This window comes from Caenimonas sedimenti (assembly GCF_007833165.1).
Lineage (GTDB): Bacteria > Pseudomonadota > Gammaproteobacteria > Burkholderiales > Burkholderiaceae_C > Ramlibacter > Ramlibacter sedimenti.
This window is the reverse complement of sequence record NZ_VOBQ01000008.1, coordinates 155,581-178,924: the sequence shown is the minus strand read 5'-3', so window position 1 is coordinate 178,924 and position 23,344 is coordinate 155,581. Positions and strand designations below refer to the sequence as shown.

20 protein-coding genes and 1 pseudogene are annotated in these 23,344 nt (G+C 66.9%); 10 read left to right on the top strand and 11 right to left on the bottom strand.

Features of this window, described 5'->3' with window-relative positions:
* Nucleotides 1-2 precede the first annotated feature (2 nt).
* Nucleotides 3-869 carry an alpha/beta fold hydrolase gene (locus tag FN976_RS10475; RefSeq protein WP_255440332.1) on the top strand — a complete coding sequence of 289 codons (867 nt, stop codon included), beginning with the start codon at nucleotides 3-5 and terminating at the stop codon, nucleotides 867-869.
* Nucleotides 870-875: 6 nt separating this feature from the next.
* Here FN976_RS10475 and FN976_RS10470 read toward each other — a convergent pair whose 3' ends face one another.
* Complete coding sequence (locus FN976_RS10470) at nucleotides 876-2,375, bottom strand: carboxyl transferase domain-containing protein (RefSeq protein WP_145892952.1); 1,500 nt, start codon at nucleotides 2,373-2,375, stop codon at nucleotides 876-878.
* Nucleotides 2,376-2,549: 174 nt separating this feature from the next.
* Between FN976_RS10470 and FN976_RS10465 the strand changes: the two genes are divergently transcribed.
* Together FN976_RS10465 and FN976_RS10460 are read left to right on the top strand one after the other, a co-directional pair.
* Nucleotides 2,550-4,136, top strand: coding sequence for a carboxyl transferase domain-containing protein (locus FN976_RS10465; protein WP_145892951.1), 1,587 nt, complete (start codon nucleotides 2,550-2,552; stop codon nucleotides 4,134-4,136).
* Between the two features lie 16 nt (nucleotides 4,137-4,152).
* Nucleotides 4,153-6,147 (top strand): acetyl/propionyl/methylcrotonyl-CoA carboxylase subunit alpha, encoded by a 1,995-nt coding sequence (locus FN976_RS10460; RefSeq protein ID WP_145892950.1) that lies wholly within the window; start codon nucleotides 4,153-4,155, stop codon nucleotides 6,145-6,147.
* Between the two features lie 427 nt (nucleotides 6,148-6,574).
* On the opposite strand, the pseudogene FN976_RS29775 reads toward FN976_RS10460, so the two are convergent.
* A pseudogene (locus FN976_RS29775) lies at nucleotides 6,575-6,828 on the bottom strand (ATP-binding cassette domain-containing protein); the annotation flags it as partial.
* Nucleotides 6,829-6,924: 96 nt separating this feature from the next.
* On the opposite strand from FN976_RS29775, the gene FN976_RS10450 reads away from it, so the two are divergent.
* From FN976_RS10450 to FN976_RS10440, 3 genes are all read left to right on the top strand, one after another.
* Entirely contained in the window at nucleotides 6,925-7,362 is a 438-nt protein-coding gene (locus FN976_RS10450; RefSeq protein ID WP_145892949.1) for a MarR family winged helix-turn-helix transcriptional regulator, read from the top strand.
* 127 nt (nucleotides 7,363-7,489) lie between these two features.
* Nucleotides 7,490-8,605, top strand: coding sequence for an HlyD family secretion protein (locus FN976_RS10445; protein ID WP_145892948.1), 1,116 nt, complete (start codon nucleotides 7,490-7,492; stop codon nucleotides 8,603-8,605).
* A gap of 52 nt (nucleotides 8,606-8,657) precedes the next feature.
* Complete coding sequence (locus FN976_RS10440; RefSeq protein ID WP_222432797.1) at nucleotides 8,658-10,151, top strand: DHA2 family efflux MFS transporter permease subunit; 1,494 nt, start codon at nucleotides 8,658-8,660, stop codon at nucleotides 10,149-10,151.
* A 507-nt stretch (nucleotides 10,152-10,658) separates the two neighbouring features.
* On the opposite strand, the gene FN976_RS10435 is transcribed toward FN976_RS10440, so the two are convergent.
* The 9 genes from FN976_RS10435 to FN976_RS10395 all read right to left on the bottom strand — a co-directional run bounded on the left by FN976_RS10435 (nucleotide 10,659) and on the right by FN976_RS10395 (nucleotide 18,178).
* Nucleotides 10,659-11,816, bottom strand: a complete 1,158-nt coding sequence (locus FN976_RS10435) for an acyl-CoA dehydrogenase family protein (protein ID WP_145892947.1) — start codon at nucleotides 11,814-11,816, stop codon at nucleotides 10,659-10,661.
* A 14-nt stretch (nucleotides 11,817-11,830) separates the two neighbouring features.
* Nucleotides 11,831-12,301, bottom strand: coding sequence for a MaoC family dehydratase (locus FN976_RS10430; RefSeq protein ID WP_145892946.1), 471 nt, complete (start codon nucleotides 12,299-12,301; stop codon nucleotides 11,831-11,833).
* A gap of 23 nt (nucleotides 12,302-12,324) precedes the next feature.
* On the bottom strand, nucleotides 12,325-13,134 hold the full coding sequence (locus tag FN976_RS10425; RefSeq protein ID WP_145892945.1) for an NUDIX hydrolase: 810 nt from the start codon (nucleotides 13,132-13,134) through the stop codon (nucleotides 12,325-12,327).
* A gap of 1 nt (nucleotide 13,135) precedes the next feature.
* Entirely contained in the window at nucleotides 13,136-14,278 is a 1,143-nt protein-coding gene (locus tag FN976_RS10420) for an acyl-CoA dehydrogenase family protein (RefSeq protein WP_145892944.1), read from the bottom strand.
* An 18-nt stretch (nucleotides 14,279-14,296) separates the two neighbouring features.
* Nucleotides 14,297-15,691, bottom strand: coding sequence for an MmgE/PrpD family protein (locus FN976_RS10415; RefSeq protein WP_186510813.1), 1,395 nt, complete (start codon nucleotides 15,689-15,691; stop codon nucleotides 14,297-14,299).
* Nucleotides 15,692-15,746: 55 nt separating this feature from the next.
* Complete coding sequence (locus FN976_RS10410; protein ID WP_145892942.1) at nucleotides 15,747-16,508, bottom strand: enoyl-CoA hydratase-related protein; 762 nt, start codon at nucleotides 16,506-16,508, stop codon at nucleotides 15,747-15,749.
* Nucleotides 16,505-17,347, bottom strand: a complete 843-nt coding sequence (locus FN976_RS10405; RefSeq protein ID WP_255440290.1) for an IclR family transcriptional regulator — start codon at nucleotides 17,345-17,347, stop codon at nucleotides 16,505-16,507. Before FN976_RS10405 ends, FN976_RS10410 begins: the two co-directional genes overlap by 4 nt.
* 91 nt (nucleotides 17,348-17,438) lie before the next feature.
* Nucleotides 17,439-17,702 (bottom strand): hypothetical protein, encoded by a 264-nt coding sequence (locus FN976_RS10400; protein WP_145892941.1) that lies wholly within the window; start codon nucleotides 17,700-17,702, stop codon nucleotides 17,439-17,441.
* Nucleotides 17,699-18,178: a PaaI family thioesterase gene (locus FN976_RS10395; RefSeq protein WP_145892940.1), complete on the bottom strand. Its 480-nt coding sequence runs from the start codon at nucleotides 18,176-18,178 to the stop codon at nucleotides 17,699-17,701. Before FN976_RS10395 ends, FN976_RS10400 begins: the two co-directional genes overlap by 4 nt.
* A 104-nt stretch (nucleotides 18,179-18,282) precedes the next feature.
* Between FN976_RS10395 and FN976_RS10390 the strand changes: the two genes are divergently transcribed.
* The 4 genes from FN976_RS10390 to FN976_RS10375 are packed head-to-tail and all read left to right on the top strand — an operon-like array spanning nucleotide 18,283 to nucleotide 23,313.
* Nucleotides 18,283-19,071 carry an enoyl-CoA hydratase/isomerase family protein gene (locus FN976_RS10390; protein ID WP_145892939.1) on the top strand — a complete coding sequence of 263 codons (789 nt, stop codon included), beginning with the start codon at nucleotides 18,283-18,285 and terminating at the stop codon, nucleotides 19,069-19,071.
* 34 nt (nucleotides 19,072-19,105) lie between these two features.
* A complete protein-coding gene (locus tag FN976_RS10385) occupies nucleotides 19,106-20,305 on the top strand; it encodes a CaiB/BaiF CoA transferase family protein (RefSeq protein WP_145892938.1) in 1,200 nt (399 codons plus the stop codon).
* A gap of 10 nt (nucleotides 20,306-20,315) precedes the next feature.
* The gene (locus FN976_RS10380) at nucleotides 20,316-22,307 is read left to right on the top strand and encodes an acetoacetate--CoA ligase (RefSeq protein WP_145892937.1); all 1,992 of its coding nucleotides are present in this window, start codon (nucleotides 20,316-20,318) and stop codon (nucleotides 22,305-22,307) included.
* Nucleotides 22,308-22,320: 13 nt separating this feature from the next.
* On the top strand, nucleotides 22,321-23,313 hold the full coding sequence (locus tag FN976_RS10375; protein WP_145892936.1) for a Bug family tripartite tricarboxylate transporter substrate binding protein: 993 nt from the start codon (nucleotides 22,321-22,323) through the stop codon (nucleotides 23,311-23,313).
* Nucleotides 23,314-23,344: the final 31 nt, after the last annotated feature.

Sequence of the window (23,344 nt, the reverse complement as noted above, 5' to 3'; positions counted from 1 at the left end):
CGGTGCCGCTGCCCGAGATCACGCCCGAGGGGCTGTTTCCGGACCTCGAATTCCAGACCCGAACGGTTGCTGGCGTGGTGGCCCGCGAGGTCGGCCAAGGGCCGACCCTGCTGCTGCTGCATGGCGGTACCGGTTCCTGGACGCACTGGGTGCGCAACATCCGGGCCCTGTCGCAGCACTTCCGTCTGGTGCTGCCGGACCTGCCCGGCATGGGTGAGTCGCTCGACGTGCCGCACGATTCCGATCTCGATGGGTACGGCGAGTTTCTGCTGGCCGCCGTGGTGGGCGGCCTGGTGCCGGCAGGCGTCCCCTTCCTGGCGGCGGGCTTCTCCTACGGCGGCGTGATGACGGCCTGGCTGGCGGCGCGCCTGCCCGAGCGTGTGGCCGGCATCTGCCTGCTCGCACCGGGCGGATTTCCACCGGGCAGCTGGTCACGGCCACCCTTGCGCCCGGTGCCGGCGGGCGCCAGCGACGCCGAGACGAACGCCGTGCACCGCCGCAATCTGGAGCTGATGATGATCGGCGACCCGAAGCGGATCGATGACCTCACGGTCGCGATGCAGCGCCGCAACCATGGGATGACACGCTTCAAGTCGCGCTTTCTGGGCTACCGCGACACGTTGGGCCCGAGCCTGCGCCAGACCCGTTGCCCGGTGCTGGGCCTCCTGCCCGAGCGCGATCCGCTGCCGCAACCCGACGCCGCGTCGCGCGCCGCCTACCTGGAACGCACCGCGCCACGCATCACGTGCCGTATCGTTCCCGGCGCCAGCCACTGGGTGGCGTTCGAGGCGCCGGACGACGTCAACCGGCTGATGATCGAATTTCTCGGTGCGCGTGGTCGCCGTGACAAGGCCGGCGCGTTCATCTGAAAACCGCTACATGCGGAACACGGCGAACTCGGTGGGTCTGGCGGGAGTCCGGCCGGCCACGTCGAGCAGCTGGGCGAGGGCGGGGCGGGTCTCGGCCGGATCGATGACCATGTCGCACCAGAGATGGCGGGCCCAGTTCAGCGCGCCAGCCACTTCGTCGGCGGCGTCGCGCGAGGCGGCGGCGCGGGCGTTGGGCCACATCAGCAGCGCGTTGGGCTTGAAGGCGCGGCCGCATAGCGCGTGGTAGGCCGCGCCGTAGGCTGCGCCGACGATGAGGGTGAACTTGGGCACGTCGGCGTTGGCCACGGCGTTGAGCAGCTTGGCGCCATGCTTGCCCACGCCGCGCTGGTCGCCCTGGTCGCTGTCGGCGAAGCCCGGCGAATCGACCAGGAACAGCAGCGGGATGTCGCGCTGGCAGCACAGCTCGATGAAGTGCGCGCCCTTGGCGCAGGCCTGCGAAGTGAGCAGGCCGTTGCCGGCCAGGATGCCGACCTCGAAGCCCTCGATGCGCGCGAAGCCGCAGACCAGGGTCTCACCGTGGAGTTGCTTGAACTCCTGGAAGCGGCTGCCGTCGGCCAGGCGGGCGATGATCTCGCGGCAATCGCCGCCGGGCTGGTCGCCCATGCGCGCCAGGCCGAGCAACTCCTGCGGGTCGTAGCGGGGCGCCTCGACAGCGGTGCGCGTCCAGCGCAGACACGGCGCCTCGCCAAGATGGGCGACGATGTTTCGCGTGATCTGCAAGGCATGCGCGTCGTTTTCCGCCATGTGGTCGGTGACACCACTGAGACGGCTGTGCATCTCGGCGCCGCCCAGCGGTTCGATATCGATAACCTCGCCGGTGGCGGCGAACACCAGCTGCGGGCTGCCGAGGAACATCGCACCCTGGTTGCGGATGATGACCACCTCGTCGCACAGGGACGGGATGTAGGCCCCGCCGGCTGTGGACGGGCCGTGCACCAACGCGATCTGGGCGATGCCTTCGGCCGACATCTTCACCTGGTTGTACATGATCGAGCCGGCCTGGCCTTCGTCGGGAAAGATGTTGGCCAAGTCGGGCAGGAAGCCGCCGCCGGACTGCACCATGGTGATGCAGGGCAGACGGTGCTGCCAGGCGAACAACTGCGCCCGGGTGTGGCGCTTGGTTGTCATGCCGAACATGGTGCCGCCCTTCACGGTGGCGTCGTTGACAATCAACATGCAGGCCCGGCCGCTGACCTGACCGACGCCCGTGATGATGGTCGCCCCCGGCGGCACGCCGTCGTACAGGTCGGCGCCGGCGAGGTGGCCGATCTCCAGGAATGGCGAGCCCGGGTCGAGCAGGGCCGCAATGCGTTCGCGCGGCAGCATCTGGCCGCGGCTCTTGTGCAGCTTGCGCGACTTCTCGTTGCCACCCAGCGTGGCCTCGGCGCGGCGCGGCTTGAGCGCCGCTATCCGCGCCAGGAAGGCGTCGCGCTGGCGCTGGAAGTCGGAACTGTCGGTGGCGATGTCGGATTGGATCGGGTGCATGGCGGGGTGGTGCGGCGCCGACGGGTCGGCAGGGATTGGCAGCCTAACGAATGTTTGTTATCTTACGGCCTTGCTGCACCCACTGCAATCCACGTACACCCCCCATCCGATGAAATCCCCCCTATCCGCGGCGCGGCCCGCAACAGGCCGGCCGCGCGCCGGCGGGAGCGCTCGATGAGCGTCATCAAATCGGCCCTCGCGGCCAGCCCCGATGAGTTGCGCGCCAACCGCGAGTTCTACGAGGGCCGCGTGGCCGATCTGCGCGCGCGCCGCGCCGCGGCGGTGGCCGCCGGCACGGAATCTGCCCGCGCGGCCCTGCGCGAAGCGGGTCAGCTGCTGGTGCGCGAGCGCGTCAGCGCGCTGCTCGACCCGGGTTCGCCGTTCCTCGAGTTGTGCCAGCTCGCCGGCGAAGGCCTGCACGGCGACACCGCGCCGGGCGCCGGCATCGTGGCCGGCGTGGGCATGGTGTCGGGCCGGCCCTGCATGGTGATCGCCAACGACGCCGCGGTGCATGATGGCGCCTACAACACCATCACCAGCAAGAAGCATGTGCGGGCGCTGCGCTTCGCCTGGGTACACCGCTTGCCCTGCCTGACGATGGTGCAGTCGGGCGGGCGCGAGGTCTTGAGCGCAGGTGGCGGCCAGCCTGGCGTGTTCGCCGATGACGGCCAGTTCGGCTCCATCCTGTACAGCCAGCTGCGCATGTCGCGCGAGGGCATCGCGCAGATAGCCAGCGTGCACGGCCCGGCCGCCGACAGCGGAGCGTTCGTGCCGGCGGTGTGCGACGAGGTGGTGGTCGTGCGCAACCAGGGCGCGCTGGCCTTCGGCTCCAACGCGGTGCCGGTGCCCGCCGATGCCGACCGCGCCAACCGCCAAGACGGCAATACCGACCGCCTGGCCGAGAGCGACGCGCACGCGATCGCGATCCTGCGCGACGTCGTCGCCCACCTCGGCGACGTACCGCGCCAGCGCCGCGACGTGGCCGAGGCCGTGGAACCGCTGCACGACCCGGTCGAGATCAACGGCATCATCAGCGCCGACCCACGCATCCCCACCAACAACCGCGAGATCCTGCTGCGCCTCGTCGACGGCAGCGACCTGCACGAGTTCAAGCCCGACTATGGCGACACGCTGATCACCGGCTTCGCGCGCATCAAGGGCTTCGAGGTCGGCATCCTGTGCAACAACGGCGTGCTGTTCTCCGAGAGCGCGATGAAAGCGACGCAGTTCATCGAGCTGTGCTGCCAACGCGACATCCCGTTGCTGTTCATGGCCGACATCAACGGCTTCATGGTCGGCCGCGAGGCCGAGGAGGCTGGCATCGCCAAGCACGGTGCCAAGATGATCACCGCCATGACCTGCGCGAACGTCGCCAAGTACACGCTGATCATCGGCGGCTCCTACGGCGCGGGCTACCTGGCGATGTGCGGCCGCGCATTCAAGCCGAACGCGCTCATCATGTGGCCCAACGGCCGCGCTGCGATCATGGGTCCGGACCAGGCAGCCACGACGCTGGCCATGGTCAAGGACGACCAGCACAAGCGCGACGGCACGAGCTGGACCGACGCGCAGCGCGAGGATTACAAGGCGCCGGTGCGCAAGACCTTCGAGGACTTCGCCAACGCCTACAACTTCGCGCGCAACACCTGGTGCGACATGGTGATCGAGCCGGCCGAGACGCGCGACGTGATGGCGTTGCTGCTCGACCTGGCCGGCCGCGTGCCGGCCGTGCCTTCGCGCTTCGGCGTGTTCCGGATGTGACCTGGGAATCGACGCAGTGTTCAAGAAAATTCTGATAGCCAATCGTGGCGAGATCGCCTGCCGCATCGCCCGTACCTGCCGGCGGTTGGGCGTGGCCGTGGCCGGTGTTCATTCCAGCGCCGACCGGGACGCGCTGCATGTGCGGCAAATCGGCGAAACGGTGGAGATTGGCGGCGCGCCCGCCTCCGAAAGCTACTTGCGCATCGACGCGGTGATCGCCGCCGCGAAATCCGTCGGGGCCGAGGCCATCCATCCGGGATTCGGGTTCCTCGCCGAAAACGCCGCCTTCGCGCGTGCCGTCGAAGCGGCGGGCCTGGTGTTCATCGGCCCGACCGCCGACGTGATCGAGCGCCTGGGCGACAAGGCCGCGGCCAAGCGCGAGGCCAAGGCCGCCAAGGTGCCGATCGTGCCGGGCAGCGAAGCGCCTAGCGTCGACGCGGCCGTGATCGCCGCGTCGGTGCGCGCTGTCGGCCTGCCGGTGATGCTCAAGGCCGCGGCCGGTGGCGGCGGCAAGGGCATGCGCGGCATCACCAGCTTCGAAGGCCTGGAGCTGGAGATCGAATCGGCGATGCGCGAGGCGAAGAACTCATTCGGAGACGCCGGCCTGATCGTCGAGAAGCTGATCCGCCAGGGCCGCCACGTCGAGATCCAGATCGCCGGCGATGGCCAGGGCCGGGTGATCCATCTGTTTGAGCGCGAGTGCACGCTGCAGCGACGCCACCAGAAGGTGATCGAGGAGGCGCCTGCGGCCAACCTGAGCGCCAAGATGCGCGATAGCATGGCGGCCGATGCAGTGCGGCTGGGCGAACGGCTCAAGTACCGCGGCGTGGGCACGGTCGAGTTCATCGTCGGTGCCGACGAGTACCACTTCCTCGAGGTCAATCCGCGCCTGCAGGTCGAGCACCCGGTGACTGAAATGGTGACGGGCCTGGACATCGTCGAGATCATGCTGCGCATCGCCAGCGGCGAAGGACTGCCCGTACAGCAGGGCGATGTGCGCATCCACGGCCATGCCGTCGAGGCGCGCATCTGCGCCGAGGACCCGGCGGCAGGCTTCCTGCCGTCCACCGGCAAGCTGTCGCAGGTGCGCTTTCCCGACCTGGGCGTGCGCGTCGAGACCGGCATCGAAAGCGGCATGGAAGTCACGCCCTACTACGACTCGATGCTGGCCAAGCTGATCACGCATGCGCCGACGCGCGACGAAGCGCTGGACCGGCTGTCACTGGCGCTCGAGGACACCGTGGTCTTCGGCGTCACCACCAACCGCAGCTTCCTGCGCCGCCTGCTCGACCTGCCCGAGACCCGCACCGCCACCTTCCACACGCGGCTGATCGACGAGCAGATCGCAGGCTGGTCGCTGGGCGACGCGCTGCACGACACGCAGACCCTGGCCGTGGCCGCCTGCCACTGGCTGCAGTTGCAGCGCCAGGTCGAATCGCGCAGCCCCTGGAGCCGCTGGCACAGCAGCGGCTGGCAGATGAGCGTCGGCGGTGAAAGCCTGGCGCCGATCCCCAGCCTGCACGTGGAAACGATTGACGGCGTCAGTGCCGAGATCCGCTTCGGCCCCTTGCGCTCCGACGGCAGCATGCTGGTGGGCGTGAACGACGCGCAGGTGCGGGTGCAGCTGGCGCAGGCTGGCGACACCGGCAGCTTCCTGGCGGTCACCGACACCCGTCGCGAGACCGTGCGCCTGCACCGGGACGGCGACATGCTGTACCTGCACGACCGCCGCGGCTCGCACAGCCTGAAGGTGGTGCCCTACCTGTCTTACATCAGTACCTCGGCGCAGGCCAGCGGCGAGCTGAAGGCGCCGATGATGGGCCTGATCCTGAAGGTCAACGTGGCGCCCGGCGACCGCGTGGAAAAGGGCGCCGTGGTGGCGATTCTCGAGTCGATGAAGATGGAGATGCGCATCGTCGCCGAGTGCGCGGGCACAGTCGCCTCGGTCTCTTGCCAGGCCGGGCAGACGGTCGAGCGTAGCGCGGTGGTGGCGTCGATCACGCCTGATTGATCCGTCGGCGGCGGCACCTTCAGGCGGCACGGTTGGATGCGCAACCGGTAGGTATTCGCGCGGCGCTGTTCCGACCCTGAACCGTCATCTCGGCGCGATGGCCCGGCCCGAAAAGGGAAGTGCCAGCGCCATTTCCGCTCGGCCGGGTTCGTACTGTAGCCCTGAAAGAGCTTCTTCTGGGCGGCTCCCTCGACGTTAGCTCGAGCGACCTTGTCTGTCGACTTTCCTGGGGGCAACCGGCTGCAGCGCGGCTCGCCACGCTGCTCACCTGCCGGAGCCACCTTACAAACTTCTACATCCGAAAATGTTCACCCAGATAGATGCGGCGATTGGCTTCTGTGACCGCGCAGATATCATCAATCAAGGAACTGTAGTGGCCAGCGGACGACCGGCGGACATCGTCGTAAATGAATCGGTACGCCGCATCTATCTGTTTCACGCACGTTGTGGTCGGTGATCAGAACCCCAATGTTGCGTGCCTGCAAGAATTGAACAATGCTCTGGATTTCGATGACCGCAATGGGATCGATCCCGAAATGGCTCATCAAGCAACAGGAAGCTTGGGTTGGTCGCCAGGGCACGCGCCATCTCCACCCGTCTGCGTTCGCCGCCGGATAGCGACAGCGCCGGGTTTGTGCGCAGCTTTTCAACTTGCAAGTCGGCCAGCAAGGCATTCAAGCGCGACTCGATCACAGCACGCGACAAGCTCCTGACGCCATTCACTTGACTTGCATCTTGTCCGGTTGAATACTACGCATACTACATCATATACTACACATGGTATCGGAACAAGACAGTCTGGGTTTCTTGCTGGCTGACCTTTCCCGGATGATGCGGCAGGCTTTCCAGCGGCGATTGGAGGGAAGCTCCATCACCTTGGCGCAAGCGCGGGCGCTCGTTTACCTGGCCCGCCATCAGGGCATTCGGCAGATTGACTTGGCGAAATTGCTGGAAGTCCAACCCATCACACTCGCGCGTTTGATCGACCAATTGGCCGAGGCGGGATTGGTCGAACGTCATGCCGATGCTGCAGACAGAAGGGCCTATCGAATGTTCTTGACAGATGCCGCGACTGCGCACCTGGCTGCGATCAGAGAAGTTGGCGCCGCGATCCAAGCCGATGTTTTGCGCGATCTCGACAAAAAGGAGGCTGCGGCGGTTCTCGTCGCCCTGGGCAAGATGCGCCGCAATCTGGCTTCAAGCCGCGAGTGCTGAGTTCTCGTTGTCCTAAGCGCTTCGCTCATGATCCACACCGGAACCAAAACCTTGTCGCCGCCAGTCAACCCGCTGCGCGCAATTCAAGGTCTTGGCCCTTGACCCCGGGGCCTCTCGAGAGACTCCGGTGATTGAGCGGCTGCAAAAATTCAAACAATCGCTGGGCGAGCGCCGGGGGCTGCGTCATGCATTACTTGTGGTGCTCGCAGTGGCAGTATTGGTCACAGGCGGACGATTCGTTCATCACCGCATGACGCATCTGGATGTGACCGATGCGCGAATCGCCTCCGAAATGATCGCAGTGGCCAGCCGCTCACCCGGTTGGCTGTCCTCCCGCCCCGTCCAGGAAGGCGACCGTGTCCATCGCGGCCAGACGATGGGGGAAATCTATGCCGAAAGTGCAAGCTTGGCCGCGAGCGCCCAGGCAGCCAGCTTGCAAAGTGCCGAGGCTGAAGTCCTGCGTCTGGAGCAGTTGATTGCGGAAACTCGAGCTTCGACCCAGGCTGCCGTGCGAGAAGCGCAGAGCCAACTGGACTCCGTCGCACTTGCGCAAGAGCAGGCACGCCTGAATGAGGCCAATGCTCGGGCCGATTACCAGCGTGACCGGGATCTGGTAGACCGGCAGTTTGTGTCCGAACAGCGCGTGCAGCGTAGCGAGACGGTTTACAAGATTGCTCAGCGCGAGCAGCAGAAGCTGACTTCCGAGGCGAGGGCCGCTCAAGCGCGCCTGGCGAAGGCGCAGGCTGCGACGCGCCTTGATTCATTGGCTACTCAAGCGCAGCGGGCGAGAGCGGACGCGGAAGGTCTTCGCGCCCGACTGAGGCTGTCGCGTCTGGACGTGCATGACCTGCGGTTGGTCGCTCCTGTCAACGGGGTGGTGGACCGCACCTTCGCCAATACCGGCGATTACCTTGCCGCTGGACAGCGCGTGTTGCTCATGCACGATCCCGAAGCGATCTGGGTGGAAGCCAACATCAAGGAAACGGATCTGGCCGACATCCGGCTTGGCCAGTCTGCGCAGGTGCGTGTCGACGCCTACCCTGGGCGAACTTTTGAAGGCCGGGTGAGCCTGATCGGCAACAGTGCGACCAGCGCTTTCGCATTGCTGCCGAATCCGAATCCGTCGGGCAATTTCACCAAGATCACGCAGCGCATTCCAGTCCGCTTGTCGGTCCGGCAAGAAGGCTTGCTGCTCAAGCCCGGAATGATGGTCGAGGTATCGATTGACACCCTCCAGCGCTAGCGACGGGCTCGCGCCCTTTTTCGAGCGATACGGGCCAGCATACCGATGGCTGGTGATCTCCACCACCATGATGGCCACCATCACGGTGGTCCTGTCGTCCACCGTCGTGAACGTGGCATTGCCCGACATCATGGGCGTCTTCGGGATCGGGCAGGACCAGGTCCAGTGGATGTCCACTGGCTTCCTCGCGGCGATGACCGCGTCCATGCTACTCAACGCGTGGCTGAACGACGCAATTGGCGTTCGCGCAACCTTCATTGGGTCGCTCGCGCTGTTTTCTGTCGCCTCGATCATCGGCGGGGTGGCGCCCAACGAGGACGTGCTGACCTTGGCGCGAGTGGCTCAAGGGATTGCTGCCGGCATCGTCCAGCCCTTGGCGATGATCATGATTTTCCGGGTCTTCCCGACCAACGAGCGCGGGCGGGCGATGGGCATCTATGGCATCGGGGTGGTGCTGGCCCCGGCTCTTGGGCCAGCGCTGGGTGGCTGGCTCACCGACAATTTCAACTGGCGCTGGGTCTTCTACATGGGTCTGCCCACCTCGATCGCCGGGATGCTGCTCGGCTTGGTGTTTCTGCCTGGGCGTCTGGGTAACAAAAAAGCTGCGCGCTTCGATTTCTTCGGCCTGTTGCTGCTCACTCTCTTCTTGGCGATCTCGCTTTATGCAGTGGCCAACGGCCAGCGCGCGGGGTGGAACTCCAACTTCATCGTCGGGTTGTCCAGTCTCGGCGCCCTTCTCATGCTCGCCTTCATTGCCTGGGAACTCAAGACCCCCCAACCGCTGGTCAATCTCTCGGTCTTCAGCGCATCGCGGTACTCGGCGGCGGCAGTGGTGGCACTGATCTTCGGGGCCGGCATCTACGGCTCCTCCTACCTCGTGCCATTGTTCATGCAGATCGTCCAGGGCTACACGCCGACCCTTGCGGGTGAGCTGCTGATCCCGGGTGGGCTGATTCTGGCTCTCGTATTCCCCATCGCCGGTCGACTGACAGACCGGTTTCCAGCGTACTACATGGTCGGCATAGGACTGTTCCTCTTCGGGCTTTCCAACATGCTGATGTACGACATGAACGTAGACACTGGTTTCTGGCACATGGCATTACTCGTCCTGCTCGGCCGCGTCGGCTTGGGCGTGATGATGCCAGCATTGAACGCAGGCGCACTATCGGCCCTGCCGCAAGCGATGCTGGCCCAAGGGACCGGAACCATCAACTTCGTGCGCCAACTAGGGGGCGCATTTGGCGTCAGTCTGCTGGCTGCCGCAACGGAGATTCGCTTTGGGTTTCATGCGGACACCTTGGCGGCGACCCAGACCGCAGGCAATGGAACCACGCTGGAACTCATCAGTCGGGTTGCCGGGCTGGACAACTCGTGGGGAGTGCCCGTGACCCAGACAAACGCTGGCGCGCTGAACTACCTGGGCCAGATGGTCGCCGCCCAGGCACAGAGTCTGGCCTATGGCGATGGCTTCGCGCTTGTCGCTATTGTCTTCTGGGTGGGCATCCTGCCGGCATTGTGGATGCGACCGAAAACTAAGGAAGAATAGTACTCATGTTCCAGGCCACGTCATTGCCTACGACAGAGCCCGGAATGCCGATACGCTCTCAGGAAAGGGATCGAGCTTGCGAGCCGCCCCAACGCTCGCCGCCAAGCGGTCGCTTATCTGACAATCGAGAATCCCAGCCTCGCCTGGACATGCGGTTCACCCCTGAAGATCACCGGCCCTTGTTCGCTACCCTGAAAGCAATGCAGGAGCCGGCTCACCCGCGGCGCAGCGTGCCTTCGCCTGCCCAGCTCACGGTCAGCGGGTTGCAGGCAAGATAGCCCGCCTCCACGAGCCCTGACAAGCGGTGGCATGGGCCTAGTCGTAGCGCAGCTGGGCCGGCGGACGGGCGCCAGGGTGATTGCCGTAGCAGGCTCGCATGCTGGTCAAACAAATCGCCGGGGACGCCAGTGCGAGCATCGGCGCTGAACGAGGGGCCAAGTCGGACAAAAGCGTTGTCCGGCTGATGGCCAGGTCGGGAGAGGCGCGTGCGGGTCGGTCATGACGGAGTTAGCGCGCCGCGCGCCCGAGCAGGCCGTCGCCGATGATGTTGCGCTGGATCTGGTTCGTGCCTTCGATGATCTGCAGCACCTTGGCGTCGCGGAAGTAGCGGTTGATCGGCGTGTCGGCCGAGATGCCCGCGGCGCCAAACAGCTGCACGGCGTCGGTGGCCACGCGCATCGCGGTGTCACTGGCGAAGCACTTGGCCATGGCCGCGATCGGCGCCAACTCGATGCCCGACGCGCCGCTGTCCACCACCGCCGCCGAGTGGTACACCAGCTGGCGCGCGGCCTCGGTCTGCATCGCCATGTCGGCCAGCATCCAGCGGATGCCCTGGTTCTCGCTGACCTTGCGGCCCCAGGTGACGCGGTTCTTCACGAACTCGATGCTGTGGTCGATGGCACCCTGCGCCAGGCCGACGCCGCGCGCGCCGATCAGTGGACGGCTCTTGTTGAAGGCCTCCATCACGTTCTTGAAGCCGCGACCGTCCTCGCCGATGCGGTTGGTTTCGGGCACGAACACCTCGTCGAGAAACAGCGGGCACGACGGCACGCCGCGTGCACCCATCTTGTCTTCGTGGCGGCCGACAGTGAAGCCCTTGCTGCCACGCTCGACGATGAACAGGTTGATGGCGCGTGCGCCCTCGTCATCACCGGTCTTGGCCGCCACGAGCACGAAGTCGGCGATGTGCGAGTTGGTGCACCAGATCTTCGAGCCGCTGATGCGGTAGCCGCCATCGCAGCGCTTTGCGCGGGTGCGGATGCCGGCGACGTCGCTCCCGCTCTGCGGCTCGGTAGTGGAAAACGCGCCGCGCAGCTCGCCCGCGGCCAGCGGGCCGAGCAGGCGCCGCTTCTGCTCATCGCTGCCGGCGGCGAGGATGGCGCCGAACGGCACCCACTGCACGATCAGCAGGTAGGCGGTGTTGTAGCAGACGCGGCCCAGTTCCTCCACGGCCACGGCGGCCGACAGCATGCTGCCCGTGCCACCGTACTCCTGCGGAAACGGGATCGTGAACAGGCCGACTTCGCGCAGCAGGTCGAACATGTCCTGCGGATACTCGGCGCTGCGGTCGATGGCGGCGGCACGCGCTGCCACCTTGTCGCGCGCCAGCCGCCGCACCAGGGCCTGGATCTCGCGCTGCTCGTCGTTCAGCGCATAGGGCTGCATGAGCCGCGGTCCCTTCAGCCTGCCGCCTTGTCGCGGCACTTGATCATGCGCATCGGCGTGTAGGTGATGGCGAGCGTGCCGTCCTGCTTGACAATCCGGTTGCGCGTGCGGACTAGGCCGCGGCCGGGACGGCTCTTGCTCAGCCGCGCTTCGATCACCTCGCACTCGACATGCAGCGTGTCACCGACGAACACCGGGTTGTGCACTTTCAGGTCCATCTCGAGGAATGCGAAGCCGGTGTGCTGCATCGTCGCGTGCACCAGCAGGCCTTCGGCGAAGGTGTACGCGAGTGCGCCCGGGGCGACGCGGCCCTTGATGTCCGACTCGGTGCGCAGGAACTCGAGATCGGTGAACAGCACCTCCGTCATGCCAGTGCAGGTGCAGAAGTTGACGATGTCGGTTTCGGTCACCGTGCGCCCCACCGTGCGGAACTGGCGGCCCAGAGGCAGATCTTCGAAGTGCAGGCCGATGCCGAGGATTTCCATGGGTCTCTCTCTGTGTGTAGCGGTCAACGGGCGACCAGATTCATCAGGTCCGGGCTGAGGTCGGGATAGCCGGAATCCGGTGTCAGCACAGGGAACAGCTTGCCGTCCGCACGCGTGCCCAGCGTCGGCTGGATGCGCCGCAGCGGCCGTGAACGCGCGGCTTGCACTGCGCCGGCCATGTCGCCTGTCTGGGCGAGCAGGGCCAGGTTGCACAAGGTCGGGAAGATGATGGTGCGGCGCCGCTGCGCGCAGTCGTCCAGCGCATCGGCCGGGCGTATCCAGAACGAGTCCACCGCCTCTGATCCATCGTGCCGTGCCACCTGGCCGGCCGGCGCTTCGGCGATGAAGAAGTGGGTGTCGAAGCGCTTGGGGGAGACCTCGGGCGTCACCCAATGGGCATAAGGCACCAGTTGCTCCAGCGCCAGCACCAGGTCTTCTTCGCACACCATGTCGACGAAGGCATTGCCGCCGCCGGCCAGCCGCGCCTGCCAGCGCTGGTGCAGGGCGGCACGCTGCGTGCCATCGATCATGGCGCCGCGGTGCCGGGCCAGCAGCAAGCCGCTTTCCTCGAAGGTCTCGCGGACCGCAGCCACCCGCAGGCCAAACTGCGGCTCGCCCGGCAGGTGGCCGCCAGCCACGCGCGCGGCGATGCGCGGGTCGGTGTCGGACGCGGATATCTTGCCCCCGGGGAACACCGCAGCGCCGCGGGCGAAGTCGACCTCGTGGTGCCGAACCACCATCAGCGTCTCGAGCCCCCGCGGGCCGTCGCGTACCAGCACCACGGTGGCGGCCACTGCCGCGACTGCCGGCTCGCTGCTCGTCGAGCCGACCACGTCAGACCCGCATCTCTTGCGCGATGATCGTGCGTTGGATCTGCGACGTGCCGCCGCCCACGGTGGACTGCATGCCCTCGCGGAAGTAGCGCTCCATGTCGCCCTCGGGCGTCATGCCGTAGCCACCCAGGATCTGCATGCCCTGGCGGGTCACGGTCTGCAGGGTCTCGGACGCGAACAGCTTGGCCATCGCCACTTCCTTGCGGCAGGGCAGGCCACGCGCGGCCAGGTCGGCGGCGCGGTAGGTGATCAGGCGGGCTGCGTCGGTCTGCGTCTGCATGTCTGCCAGCATGTGGCGGATGACCTGGAATTCGTAGATCGGCTTGCCGAACTGCACCCGCTGCTGGGCGTAGGCCAGCGCATCGTCGACGGCGCCCTGCGCATTGCCGACATAGCTGGCCGCAACCGCAACGCGCTCCAGCGCCAAGTGTTCGCCGGCGATGATCTTGAAGCCCTCGCCGGGCGCGCCCAGCATGTTGGCCGCCGGAACACGCACGTTGTCGAGGAAGATCTCCGTGGTCACGACGGAACGGCGGGCCAGCGTCTGCAACGGGCGGATGGTCAGGCCCGGCAGGTCGTTGGGCACGATCAGCACCGACAGGCCATCGCGCTTGTCCGGCGTGCTGGCGGTGCGCACCAGCATCACGATGACGGCGCCGCGGTTGCCGGCGCCGCTGCACCACAGCTTCTGGCCGTTGACGACGTAATCGTCGTCGACGCGCTCGGCCCGGGTCTGCACGTTGGCCACGTCTGAGCCGGCGTTCGGCTCGGACATCGAGATCGGGAAGCGGATCTCGCCGCGCATGAAGGGCTTGAGAAAGCGCTGCTTCTGGCCTTCGGTGCCATGCAGCGACAGGTTCATCGCGGTGAAGATGCCACCGGCGATGGCCACCGAGAAGTCTACGCCGTAGCACGACAGCGCCTCGCACAAGAGCGCATAGGAGAATACGTCGCCACCATCGCCACCGTCGGCCTCGGGCACGAGCAGGCTGTGGAAGCCGAGTTTGGCGGCCTTCTCGTAGGCTTCGAAAGGGAAGGCCCGGTCCATGTCGCACTTGCGGATATACTCGCGGCCGATCTCGCGATCCACCCAGCGACGGGCGGAGTCCTTCCAGGCCTGCTGCTCTTCGGAGAGGAAGTTCATACGGTTGTTCTCGCCGAGTCAGTGACGCCGGATGCGCACCGGCTGGCAGGCCAGCAGGCCCGCCAGCGGCGACAGATCTGGCAAATCTTCGAGGCGATCGATCAAGTCCAACACTTCGTCGCTCGACTCCTGGTCGAGCAAGGGGTGTGCGATGGCGCGAAACTTGGTGTTCAGCCTCGCGCCCTGGGCGCCCAGGTCCGTCGCCGCCATGCCGCAGTCGTGTCGCCGACGCAGGATCGAGCCATCGACGGTTTCGATGACCACCTCGGCCTGCGTCATGGAGCCGCACGCGCGGACCAGTTCCACCTGCACCCGATCACGCAACCCGGTCAGCGCCGGCTCGTTCGTCGACGCGTCGCTGTAGCTGGCCAGCTTGGCGGTGTCCAGGCCTGCCAGGGCCATGGCCACGACATGACGAAGGCTGAATTTGGCCTCCAGGCCGGTGCGCGGTGCGGCAATGTTGCACACACCTTCGCTTTGGGCCGACGTATGCACGGTGACTCGCCGGACGTGCTGCTCCTCGATGCCATGCTCTTCGCGCAGGTGGCGCGCGGCTTCGATGGCCGCGTGTGTGCCGTAACAGGCAGCGTGATACTTGAACAGGTTGTCGCGCAGGTACAACCCGTGGGGGGCATCCTGCAACCCGGCGGCGGGGTCGAAGTCTGGGCCGTGTGTGGCGGCGAAGCCCTGCAGCGCTTCGATCGCGTCGCTGCGGCCGGTGAAGCCGCGTGCCGCCAGCTGGGCAGCCATCATGCCGTCGGCGCTGGCCTTGCCGGCGTGCAAGGGCTTGCACATGGAGCCGAACATCGCTTTCAAGCCCGCAGCCTGCGTGGCCGCGATACCCAGGGCATCGGCGGTGTCGTCGGCATCCAGCTGCAGCAGGCGGGCGCAGGCTGCGGCCGCGCCGAACGTGCCGATGGTGCCGGTGCTGTGGAAGCCCAGCGCGTAGTGCCCCGGCGCCACGGCCGCACCAATGCGGCAAAGCGTCTCGTACCCCGCCACGAATGCCGTCATGAACTCCGCACCGCTGGCACCGCGCGCTTCGGCCAGCGCCAGCAAGGCCGGCACCAGCACCACACTCGGATGGCCCGTGAACGACATGTTGACGTCGTCGAAATCGAGCGCATGTGACGCGGCACCGTTGATCAGCGCGGCCTGGCGGCTGCTGGCGGCGAAGCCATGCCCGACGACGGTGGCCTGGGGGAAGCCGCCTTGCTCGCGCGCTTCCTCCGCGAGCATGTGCGTCACCGGTTCCTGCGCGCCGGCCAACGTGACCGCGATCCAGTCCAGCAGGCAATGGCGAACGAGCGTGCGCGCGTCAGCGGGCACGCCTTCGAAGGTCCATGCGGCGTTTTGCGCTGCCAGGGCGCGAGTGAAGCGCAGGTCCCGCTGCGACGGCTTGGCCACCGCCATCAGAACCGAGCCTGCAGATGCGCTTGCCCGTGCGGTTGCATAACTGGTATTCATGTCATTGCCCCTTCCATTGCGGTTTGCGCTTTTCGCGGAACGAACGCGGTCCTTCGATCGCGTCCTCACTGAGGTAAACAGCGTCGAACGCGCGATGCGATGCACGCAGCGCTGCCGTCCGTCCCATTTCGGTGGCCATGCGCACCATCTCCTTGGCGCCGCGTACGGTGAGCGGCGCGTTGACCAGGATGCGGGAGGCCAGTTCCTTGGCACCTTGCAGCGCCTCGCCCTTGGGAACGACACGGTTGACGTAGCCCAGTTCGTAGGCGCGCTGCGCGGTCAGCGGGTCGCAGGTCATGGCCACTTCCATGAGGATGCGCTGCGGCAGCATGTGGATCACCGGCGATGCCCACGGCATGCCGCGGCCGACACGGCCTTCGGTGATGGCGAACTTGGCCGTCTCGTCGGCCACGCACAGGTCGCACATCTGCGCCAGGAGCCAGCCACCGGCGTAGGCATATCCCTGCACGGCGGCGATCACGGGCTTGGTGACCTCGATGTTGTCGCCAAGCACGGGCATGAAGTTCTTGGGCGGGATGCGCAGCACCGTGTCGGCGGCCTCGACCAGATCCATTCCGGCGCAGAACGTGTCACCTGCGCCGGTGAGGATGGCAACCTGCGCCGACGCGTCCGCCTCGAAGCGCGGCCACACCTCGAAGAAGGCCTGGCGCACCGCCCGGTTGAGGGCGTTCTTGCGCTCCGGGCGATTGATGGTGATGACGGCGATGCCATCGCTGACCTCATACAGCAGTTCGTTGCTCATTGCTTTCCGTTCAATAGCTGGGGAGTGGGAAGACTCTCGGCGCGGTAACCGAGGGCTTGCGACAGCTGCGCGGCGATCTGGATCACGATGCCGGTGAGCCGCTCCGCCACGGCGCGCCCCCGTTCGAGTGGGGCGGCGATGATGAGCGCTGCATTCACCTGACCGCTGGGTTCGAAGATGGGCGCAGCAAAGCCGGCCACGTCGGGCGTCACCTCGCCGATGGTCACTCCATGGCCGGTGGTGCGTATCCGTTCGATGATCCTGGCCAGTTGGCGACGGTCGGTCACCGACTTGTCGGTCATCGCCCGGACGTCGGCCGTCTTCAGGTACTCGCGTCGCCAACCTTCATCCTGGAATGCGAGTAGCACGCGGCCCGCCGACGTCGCGAAGAGCGGTCGGGTGGTGCCCACCGGCACGGCATAGCGCACCGGCTTGTGGCTCTCCAGGATCTGGGTATATGTCAACCTGCCCGCGATCCGGTCGATGACCGCGAGCAGGACCGTCTCGCCGGACTGCGCCCGTGCTTCACGCAGATACGGCGTGGCCACGATGGTCAGCGAGCGGGCCGCAACGAGCGCCGCGCCGAGTACAAAGGATTCCGGGCCGAGCCGGTAGAGGGAATCGTGTCGCTGCACGTAATTTGCTGCAGCCAAGCCTTGCAACAGCGAATGCACGCTGGTCTTGGGCGCCTCCATCTGTGCCATCAGCTGTGACAGCGTCAGCCCATCCGGCTCATCGGCGAGCAAGCGCAGCGTCCGCAGCACCCGCTCCAACGCCATGGGCGCCACATCGCTGCGCCTTGGGGCGGCAAACCTGACCGACGCCAACGATGACTGCACGGTGGTGTGTCTCCTTCATAGTTCTTATATCGGAACAAGTGTTCCCGTATGAGTCCATCCTAGCGACGGTTGATTCCAGCGTCAAGCGGACTCACCCGCCATTGAAAACAGGCGACCGGTGGTCAACGGTGGCGCGCTGCCAGCACTGCTCATGTGCTTCCCTTTCGGTCGCGGCCTGGATTTTGTCGGCCAGGCCACGCCGCAAGGTTTGGCGCATGGAGGACACCGCCAGCGGCGCACCGGCTGCGATCTCGGCGGCCAGTTCCAGCGCTTTGGCGCGGACGTCCTGCGCGGAGGCCAGATCGTCGGCCAGTCCGATAGCCACTGCCATGCCGCCCCGGATGGGGTCGTTCATCCGCGGGGCCAGAGCACTCGCCAGATGCCCTGCGCCGTAGCGCAGACCTTGCCGTCGGCATTGATGAACTGGCCTTCGGCAAAGGCCGTGCCGCGGCCCAGGCGCAGCACGCGGCCGCGGGCCTCGAAGCGATCGCCGCGCGCCACGTCGAGGTAGGTCATGGTCAGCGTGATGGTGAAGGTGCGCAGTTCGCGCGCGTCGACCTTCTGGGCTTCGGGCAGCGCCAGCAAGCCCGAGATGATCGAGTAGCCGAGCGCACCGTCGCACATGTACGAGATCACGCCGCCGTTGAGCACCTTCGCCGCGTCGCCGCCGGCGCCGCCGCCGCGCTGCGATGGCGTCGCTTGCGCCAGGAGGATCGTGACCTCGCCTGGCGCGTGCTCCTGAAAGGTCAGACCCTGCGCGCGCATGAAGGTATCTTCGTTCCAGCCGCGCTTGATGGTGGCGATGACTTCGCGGTTGCGGTTGGTGTCCATGGGAGGGGGTTGATTGACTGCAAAATCGCCAAACTAACACTTGTTATGTTATCGTAAAAGCCTGACGCACGCGCCGTGCGGCCGTTTTGAAGGAGTCCGAGAACATGTCCGACCAGCCGCCGGTTCGCCTGGATGTCGATGCCGATGGCATCGCCACGCTGACGCTGAACCGCCCGGAGCAGCTCAACGCCTTCGACCTGAAGATGATCGAGGCTTGGCGTGCCGCGCTCGAAGCGGCCGAGGCCGACGAGCGTGTCAAGGTGGTGGTGGTTACCGGCGCCGGCCGCGCCTTCTGCGCTGGCGGCGACTTCGAGGAGATGGCCAAGTTCAGCGAGATGAACAGCCTGGACCGTAAGAACTTCCTCTACCGCAACGTGCACCGCATCCCGCTGGCGCTGGAGCGCATGGACAAGCCGGTCATCGCCGCCATCAACGGCGCGGCGCGCGGCGCCGGTCTGGACATGGCGCTGATGTGCGACATGCGTTTCATGGCGCAGTCGGCCACCCTCGCCGAGACCTACATCAACATCGGCCTCATCGCCGGCGATGCCGGCTCGTGGTTCCTGCCGCGCCTGATCGGCACGGCGCGCGCGCTCGAGCTGTTCTGGTCGGGTCGCGTGGTCGGCGCCGAGGAAGCCGAGCGCATCGGCATGGTCAACCGTAGCGTGCCCGACGCCGATCTGCTGAAGGTGACCTACGACTTCGCGCGCACCGTCGCCGCCAAGCCGCAGCAGGCGGTGCGCTTCTTCCGCCGGGCCGTCTACCAGAGCCAGACCATGGCGCTGGGCGCGCACCTGGATATGGTGTCTTCGCACATGGCCGTGCTGGAAGACCTGCCCGAGCACCGCGACGGCATCGCCGCGTTCCGCAATCGCGCGCGCGGCAAGGCCTAACCGCCGGCGCACCGCAATCCATCGTTGGGCCGGCATGGAGGGCATTCTCGAAGGAATCACGGTCGTCGACCTGTCGCGATTGATCGCGGGGCCGTACTCGACCATGGCTCTGGCGGACCTGGGTGCACGCGTCATCAAGGTCGAAGCCCGGGCGGGTGAGGACGGCCGCCACCTTGGGCCGCCGTTCTACGGCGAATCCAGCGTCACTTTCATGTCCTGCAACCGCGGCAAGGAATCGCTTGCGCTGGATTTGCGCAAGCCGGACGGGCGCGACATCCTCGACCGCCTGATCAAGCGTTCGCAGGTCGTGGTGCACAACTTCAGGCCCGACTTCGCCGAAAGGCACGCCCTGACCTACGACGACGTGCGCGCGCTGCAGCCCGAGGTGATCTACGCCGCCGTCACGGCCTTCGGCGAACAGGCCGCGTACCGGCTGCGCCCGGCGGTGGACAGTGTGGTGCAGGGCATGGCCGGGGGCTTCTATGCCAGCGGCAACGAGGGCGACGACCCAATCCGCATGGGCATTCCGCTGGTCGATGTCGCCTGCGGCATGTGTGGCGCCTTCGGCATCCTTGCCGCATTGATGCACTGGCGCCAGACCGGCCGCGGCCAGCAGGTCGAGACCGTGCTCGTCGACGCCATGTTCAACCTGATGGCTGCCAAGGTGGCCGAGCAGGCCGTCGAGCAGCGCGAGCCGGCGCGGGCCGTGAATCTGCCGATCGCCGCGCCCAGCCGCCACTTTCGCGCCGGCGACGGCCAGTGGTTCAGCGTCTCCGTGATCAGCGACGGCGCCTTTGCCCGCTTCTGCGACGCCATCGGCCGCCGCCATTGGGTGACCGACCCGCGCTACGCCAGCAACGCCGGCCGCGTGGCGCACCGGCCCGAGATGGCGGCCGAATTGGGGGCGATCTTCGCCACGCAACCCGCAACGCACTGGCTGTCCGCGTTCGCCGACGCCGACATTCCCAGCGGGCCGGTGAACACCGTTTCGCAGGCCATGGCCGATCCGCACCTGGCCGCCCGCTTCGTTGCGCACCCGGCGTTGCCAGGCCTGCCGCTGATCCCGTTCCCCGCACACCTTTCGCGGGGCATGCTGAGCCCGGACCAGATGGCACCGCCGCCGCGCGCCGGCCAGCACACCGCGGCGCTGCTGCACGAACTGGGTTGTGACGCTGCCGAAGTGCAGCGCCTGGTGCGCGAGCGTGTCGTTCGCCTGGACCGACCCACCGCATGAGAACCCGAGCATGAATCCACTCGACACTGCCGAAGTGATCTGGCGGCCATCCGCGCAGCGCGTGGAGCGCGCCCGGATCACCGACTTCGGGCGCTGGCTGAAGGACCGCAAGGGCCTGGACTTCCCCGACTACACCGCGCTGTGGCAATGGTCGGTCGACGAACTCGAGGCCTCCTGGGCGGCGATGGTCGAGTACTTGGACATCCCGCTGCAGGGTGAGCGTACGCCGGTGCTGGTGGATCGCAGCATGCCCGGCGCACGCTGGTTCCCGAACACGCGCACCAACTACGTCAGCCAGATCTTCAAGCATGCAAGCGCCGCGCGGCCGGCGATTGTCTTCCGCAGTGAGGCCGGCGCACGCGACGAGGTGTCGTGGGCCCGGCTGGAGCGCGATGTGGCGGCGCTGGCGCAGTGGTTGCGGGAGCTGGGCGTCCAGCCTGGGGACCGCGTGGTCGCCTACCTGCCGAACATCCCCCAGGCCGTGGTGGCCTTCCTGGCGGTGGCCAGCGTCGGCGCTGTGTGGTCGCTGTGCTCGCCCGAGATGGGCGTGGCGGCCGTCGTCGACCGCTTCCGCCAGATCGAGCCGAAAGTGATGATCGCCGTCGACGGCTATTGGTGGAGCGGCAAGGCGCATGACCGCCGCGATGTGCTGACGGCGATGCTCGGCGAACTGCCCAGCGTCGAGCGGCTGGTGCTGGTGCCCTACCTCGACCCGGCGGCCGACGCTTCGGCATGGCGGCAGGGCGTGGCCTGGCGCGACACGCTGCGGCGCGAGGTGCCGCTGCAGATCGACCTGCAGCCTTTCGACCAACCGCTGTGGGTGGTGTATTCGTCGGGCACCACGGGCCTGCCCAAGCCCATCGTGCACGGCCATGGCGGCATCCTGGTCGAACACGTCAAGACCATGGCGTTGCACAACGACGTTGCCGCCGGTGACCGCTTCCACTGGTACACCACCACCGGCTGGGTGATGTGGAACCTGAACGTGGCCGCGCTGCTGGTCGGTGCCACCATGTGTGTCTACGACGGCAACCCGGCCTGGCCCGATTACTCGACGCTGTGGCGCTTCTGTGGCGAGATGAATCTCGACTTCTTCGGTGCCGGCGCCGCCTTCTTCACCATGTGCGAAAAGAGCGGCATCGAGCCCCGCAAGGTGGCGGCGCTGGGCCGGTTGCGCACGATCGGGTCCACCGGCTCGCCACTGTCGCCCGAGAGCTACCGCTGGGTCTACGACAAGGTGATGCGCGATGTCTGGCTGACGCCGATGTCCGGCGGCACCGACTTCGCCGGCGCCTTCGTCGCCGGCGTGCCCACGCTGCCGGTGGTGGTGGGCGAGATGCAGGTGCGCTGCCTGGGTGCCAATGTGCAGGCCTGGGACGACGCGGGCCGGCCGTTGGTCGACGAAGTGGGCGAGCTGGTCTGCACCGCGCCCATCCCGTCGATGCCGCTGTACCTGTGGAACGACCCGGGCGGCAAGCGACTGCACGAGAGCTATTTCGACGTCTACCCTGGCGTCTGGCGCCATGGCGACTGGCTGCGCATCACGCCGCGCGGCGGCGCCATCATCTATGGCCGCAGCGACGCCACCATCAACCGCCACGGCGTGCGCATGGGCACCAGCGAACTCTACCGCGTGGTCGAGGCCCTGCCCGAAGTGATGGACAGCCTGGTGGTCGACCTGGAGTTCCTGGGCCGCGAAAGCTGGATGCCGCTGTTCGTGGTGCTGCGGCCGGGGCATGAACTCGACGCCGCGCTGACCGCGCGCATCAAATCGGCCATCCGTGGTGCGCTGTCGGCGCGCCACGTTCCCAACGACGTCATCGCCGTGCCCGAGGTGCCGCGCACGCTCACCGGCAAGAAGCTCGAGGTGCCGGTGAAGAAGCTGCTGCTCGGCCAGCCGGCCGACAAGGTGGCCCACCGCGACGCCATGGCCAACCCCGACAGCCTGGACTGGTTCGTGGCGCTGGCGCGCCAGCGTGACCAGCCGGCCGATCACCACTGAAGGAGCTCTCGTGATGAGAAGAGAGAACGTCCGCCGCGTTGCGCTGAGCGCCGGTGTGGCACTGTTGCTGGCCGGTGCGACGTTCGCGCCGGCGCTGGCCCAGCCGGCCTACCCGAACAAGCCGGTGCGCATCATCGTTCCTTCGACACCGGCCGGTGTGCTGGACAACGTGGCGCGCACGCTGGCCATGCGGCTGGGCGACCAACTCGGCCAGTCCATCGTCATCGACAACAAGGGCGGTGCCGGCGGCAACATCGGCGCCGAGGCCGCGGCGCGCTCCTCGGCCGACGGCTACACCCTATTCATCGGCTTCAACGCGACGCACGGAGCCAACCTGGCGCTGTTCGGCAAGCTGAGCTACGACCCGGTCGGTGACTTCGCCCCCATCAGCCTGCTCGCAGCGGTGCCCAACATCATTTCGGCGACCCCGGCGCTGCCGGTGAACTCGCTCGCGGAGTTGGTGGCCCTTGCGAAGGCCAAACCAGGCCAACTGAGCTATGCCTCATCGGGCAACGGCACGTCCACCCATCTCGCCGGCGAACTGTTCAAGGCGGCTGCCGGCATCGAGATGGCGCATATTCCCTACAAGGGCAGTGCGCCGGCGGTGAACGACGTCATCGCCGGTCAGGTGCCGGTGCTGGTGGACAGCGTGGCCTCATCGACGGCTCAGGTCAAGGGCGGCAAGCTCAAGGCCCTGGCAACGACCAGCCCGAAGCGGCTGCTGGTCCTGCCAGAGCTGCCCACCGTGGCCGAGTCGGGCTACCCGGGCTTCCAGTCCACGGCCTGGGTCGGACTGCTCGCGCCGGCGGGCACGCCCAAGGCCATCGTCGAGCAGATTAACGCCGCCGTCCTCAAGGTCATGGCGCTGCCCGAGACGCGCGAACGCATGGCCGGCTTCGGCGCCGAGATCACCACGTCCACGCCCGACGAGTTCGCGGCCCACATCCGCTCCGAGATGGCCAAGCTGGGCAAGGTGATCCGCGATGCCAACATCAAGGTGAACTGAGTCCCGGACGCCCGCAGCGCGGCGGGCTGCG

Bases quoted from the DNA above. Each gene is read 5' to 3' on its own strand.
- FN976_RS10470 (WP_145892952.1), bottom strand. From the start codon at position 2,375: ATGCACCCGATCCAATCCGACATCGCCACCGACAGTTCCGACTTCCAG.
- FN976_RS10465 (WP_145892951.1), top strand. From the start codon at position 2,550: ATGAGCGTCATCAAATCGGCCCTCGCGGCCAGCCCCGATGAGTTGCGC.
- FN976_RS10450 (WP_145892949.1), top strand. From the start codon at position 6,925: ATGGTATCGGAACAAGACAGTCTGGGTTTCTTGCTGGCTGACCTTTCC.
- FN976_RS10435 (WP_145892947.1), bottom strand. From the start codon at position 11,816: ATGCAGCCCTATGCGCTGAACGACGAGCAGCGCGAGATCCAGGCCCTG.
- FN976_RS10430 (WP_145892946.1), bottom strand. From the start codon at position 12,301: ATGGAAATCCTCGGCATCGGCCTGCACTTCGAAGATCTGCCTCTGGGC.
- FN976_RS10420 (WP_145892944.1), bottom strand. From the start codon at position 14,278: ATGAACTTCCTCTCCGAAGAGCAGCAGGCCTGGAAGGACTCCGCCCGT.
- FN976_RS10415 (WP_186510813.1), bottom strand. From the start codon at position 15,691: ATGGCGGTGGCCAAGCCGTCGCAGCGGGACCTGCGCTTCACTCGCGCC.
- FN976_RS10410 (WP_145892942.1), bottom strand. From the start codon at position 16,508: ATGAGCAACGAACTGCTGTATGAGGTCAGCGATGGCATCGCCGTCATC.
- FN976_RS10400 (WP_145892941.1), bottom strand. From the start codon at position 17,702: ATGAACGACCCCATCCGGGGCGGCATGGCAGTGGCTATCGGACTGGCC.
- FN976_RS10395 (WP_145892940.1), bottom strand. From the start codon at position 18,178: ATGGACACCAACCGCAACCGCGAAGTCATCGCCACCATCAAGCGCGGC.
- FN976_RS10390 (WP_145892939.1), top strand. From the start codon at position 18,283: ATGTCCGACCAGCCGCCGGTTCGCCTGGATGTCGATGCCGATGGCATC.
- FN976_RS10385 (WP_145892938.1), top strand. From the start codon at position 19,106: ATGGAGGGCATTCTCGAAGGAATCACGGTCGTCGACCTGTCGCGATTG.
- FN976_RS10380 (WP_145892937.1), top strand. From the start codon at position 20,316: ATGAATCCACTCGACACTGCCGAAGTGATCTGGCGGCCATCCGCGCAG.
- FN976_RS10375 (WP_145892936.1), top strand. From the start codon at position 22,321: ATGAGAAGAGAGAACGTCCGCCGCGTTGCGCTGAGCGCCGGTGTGGCA.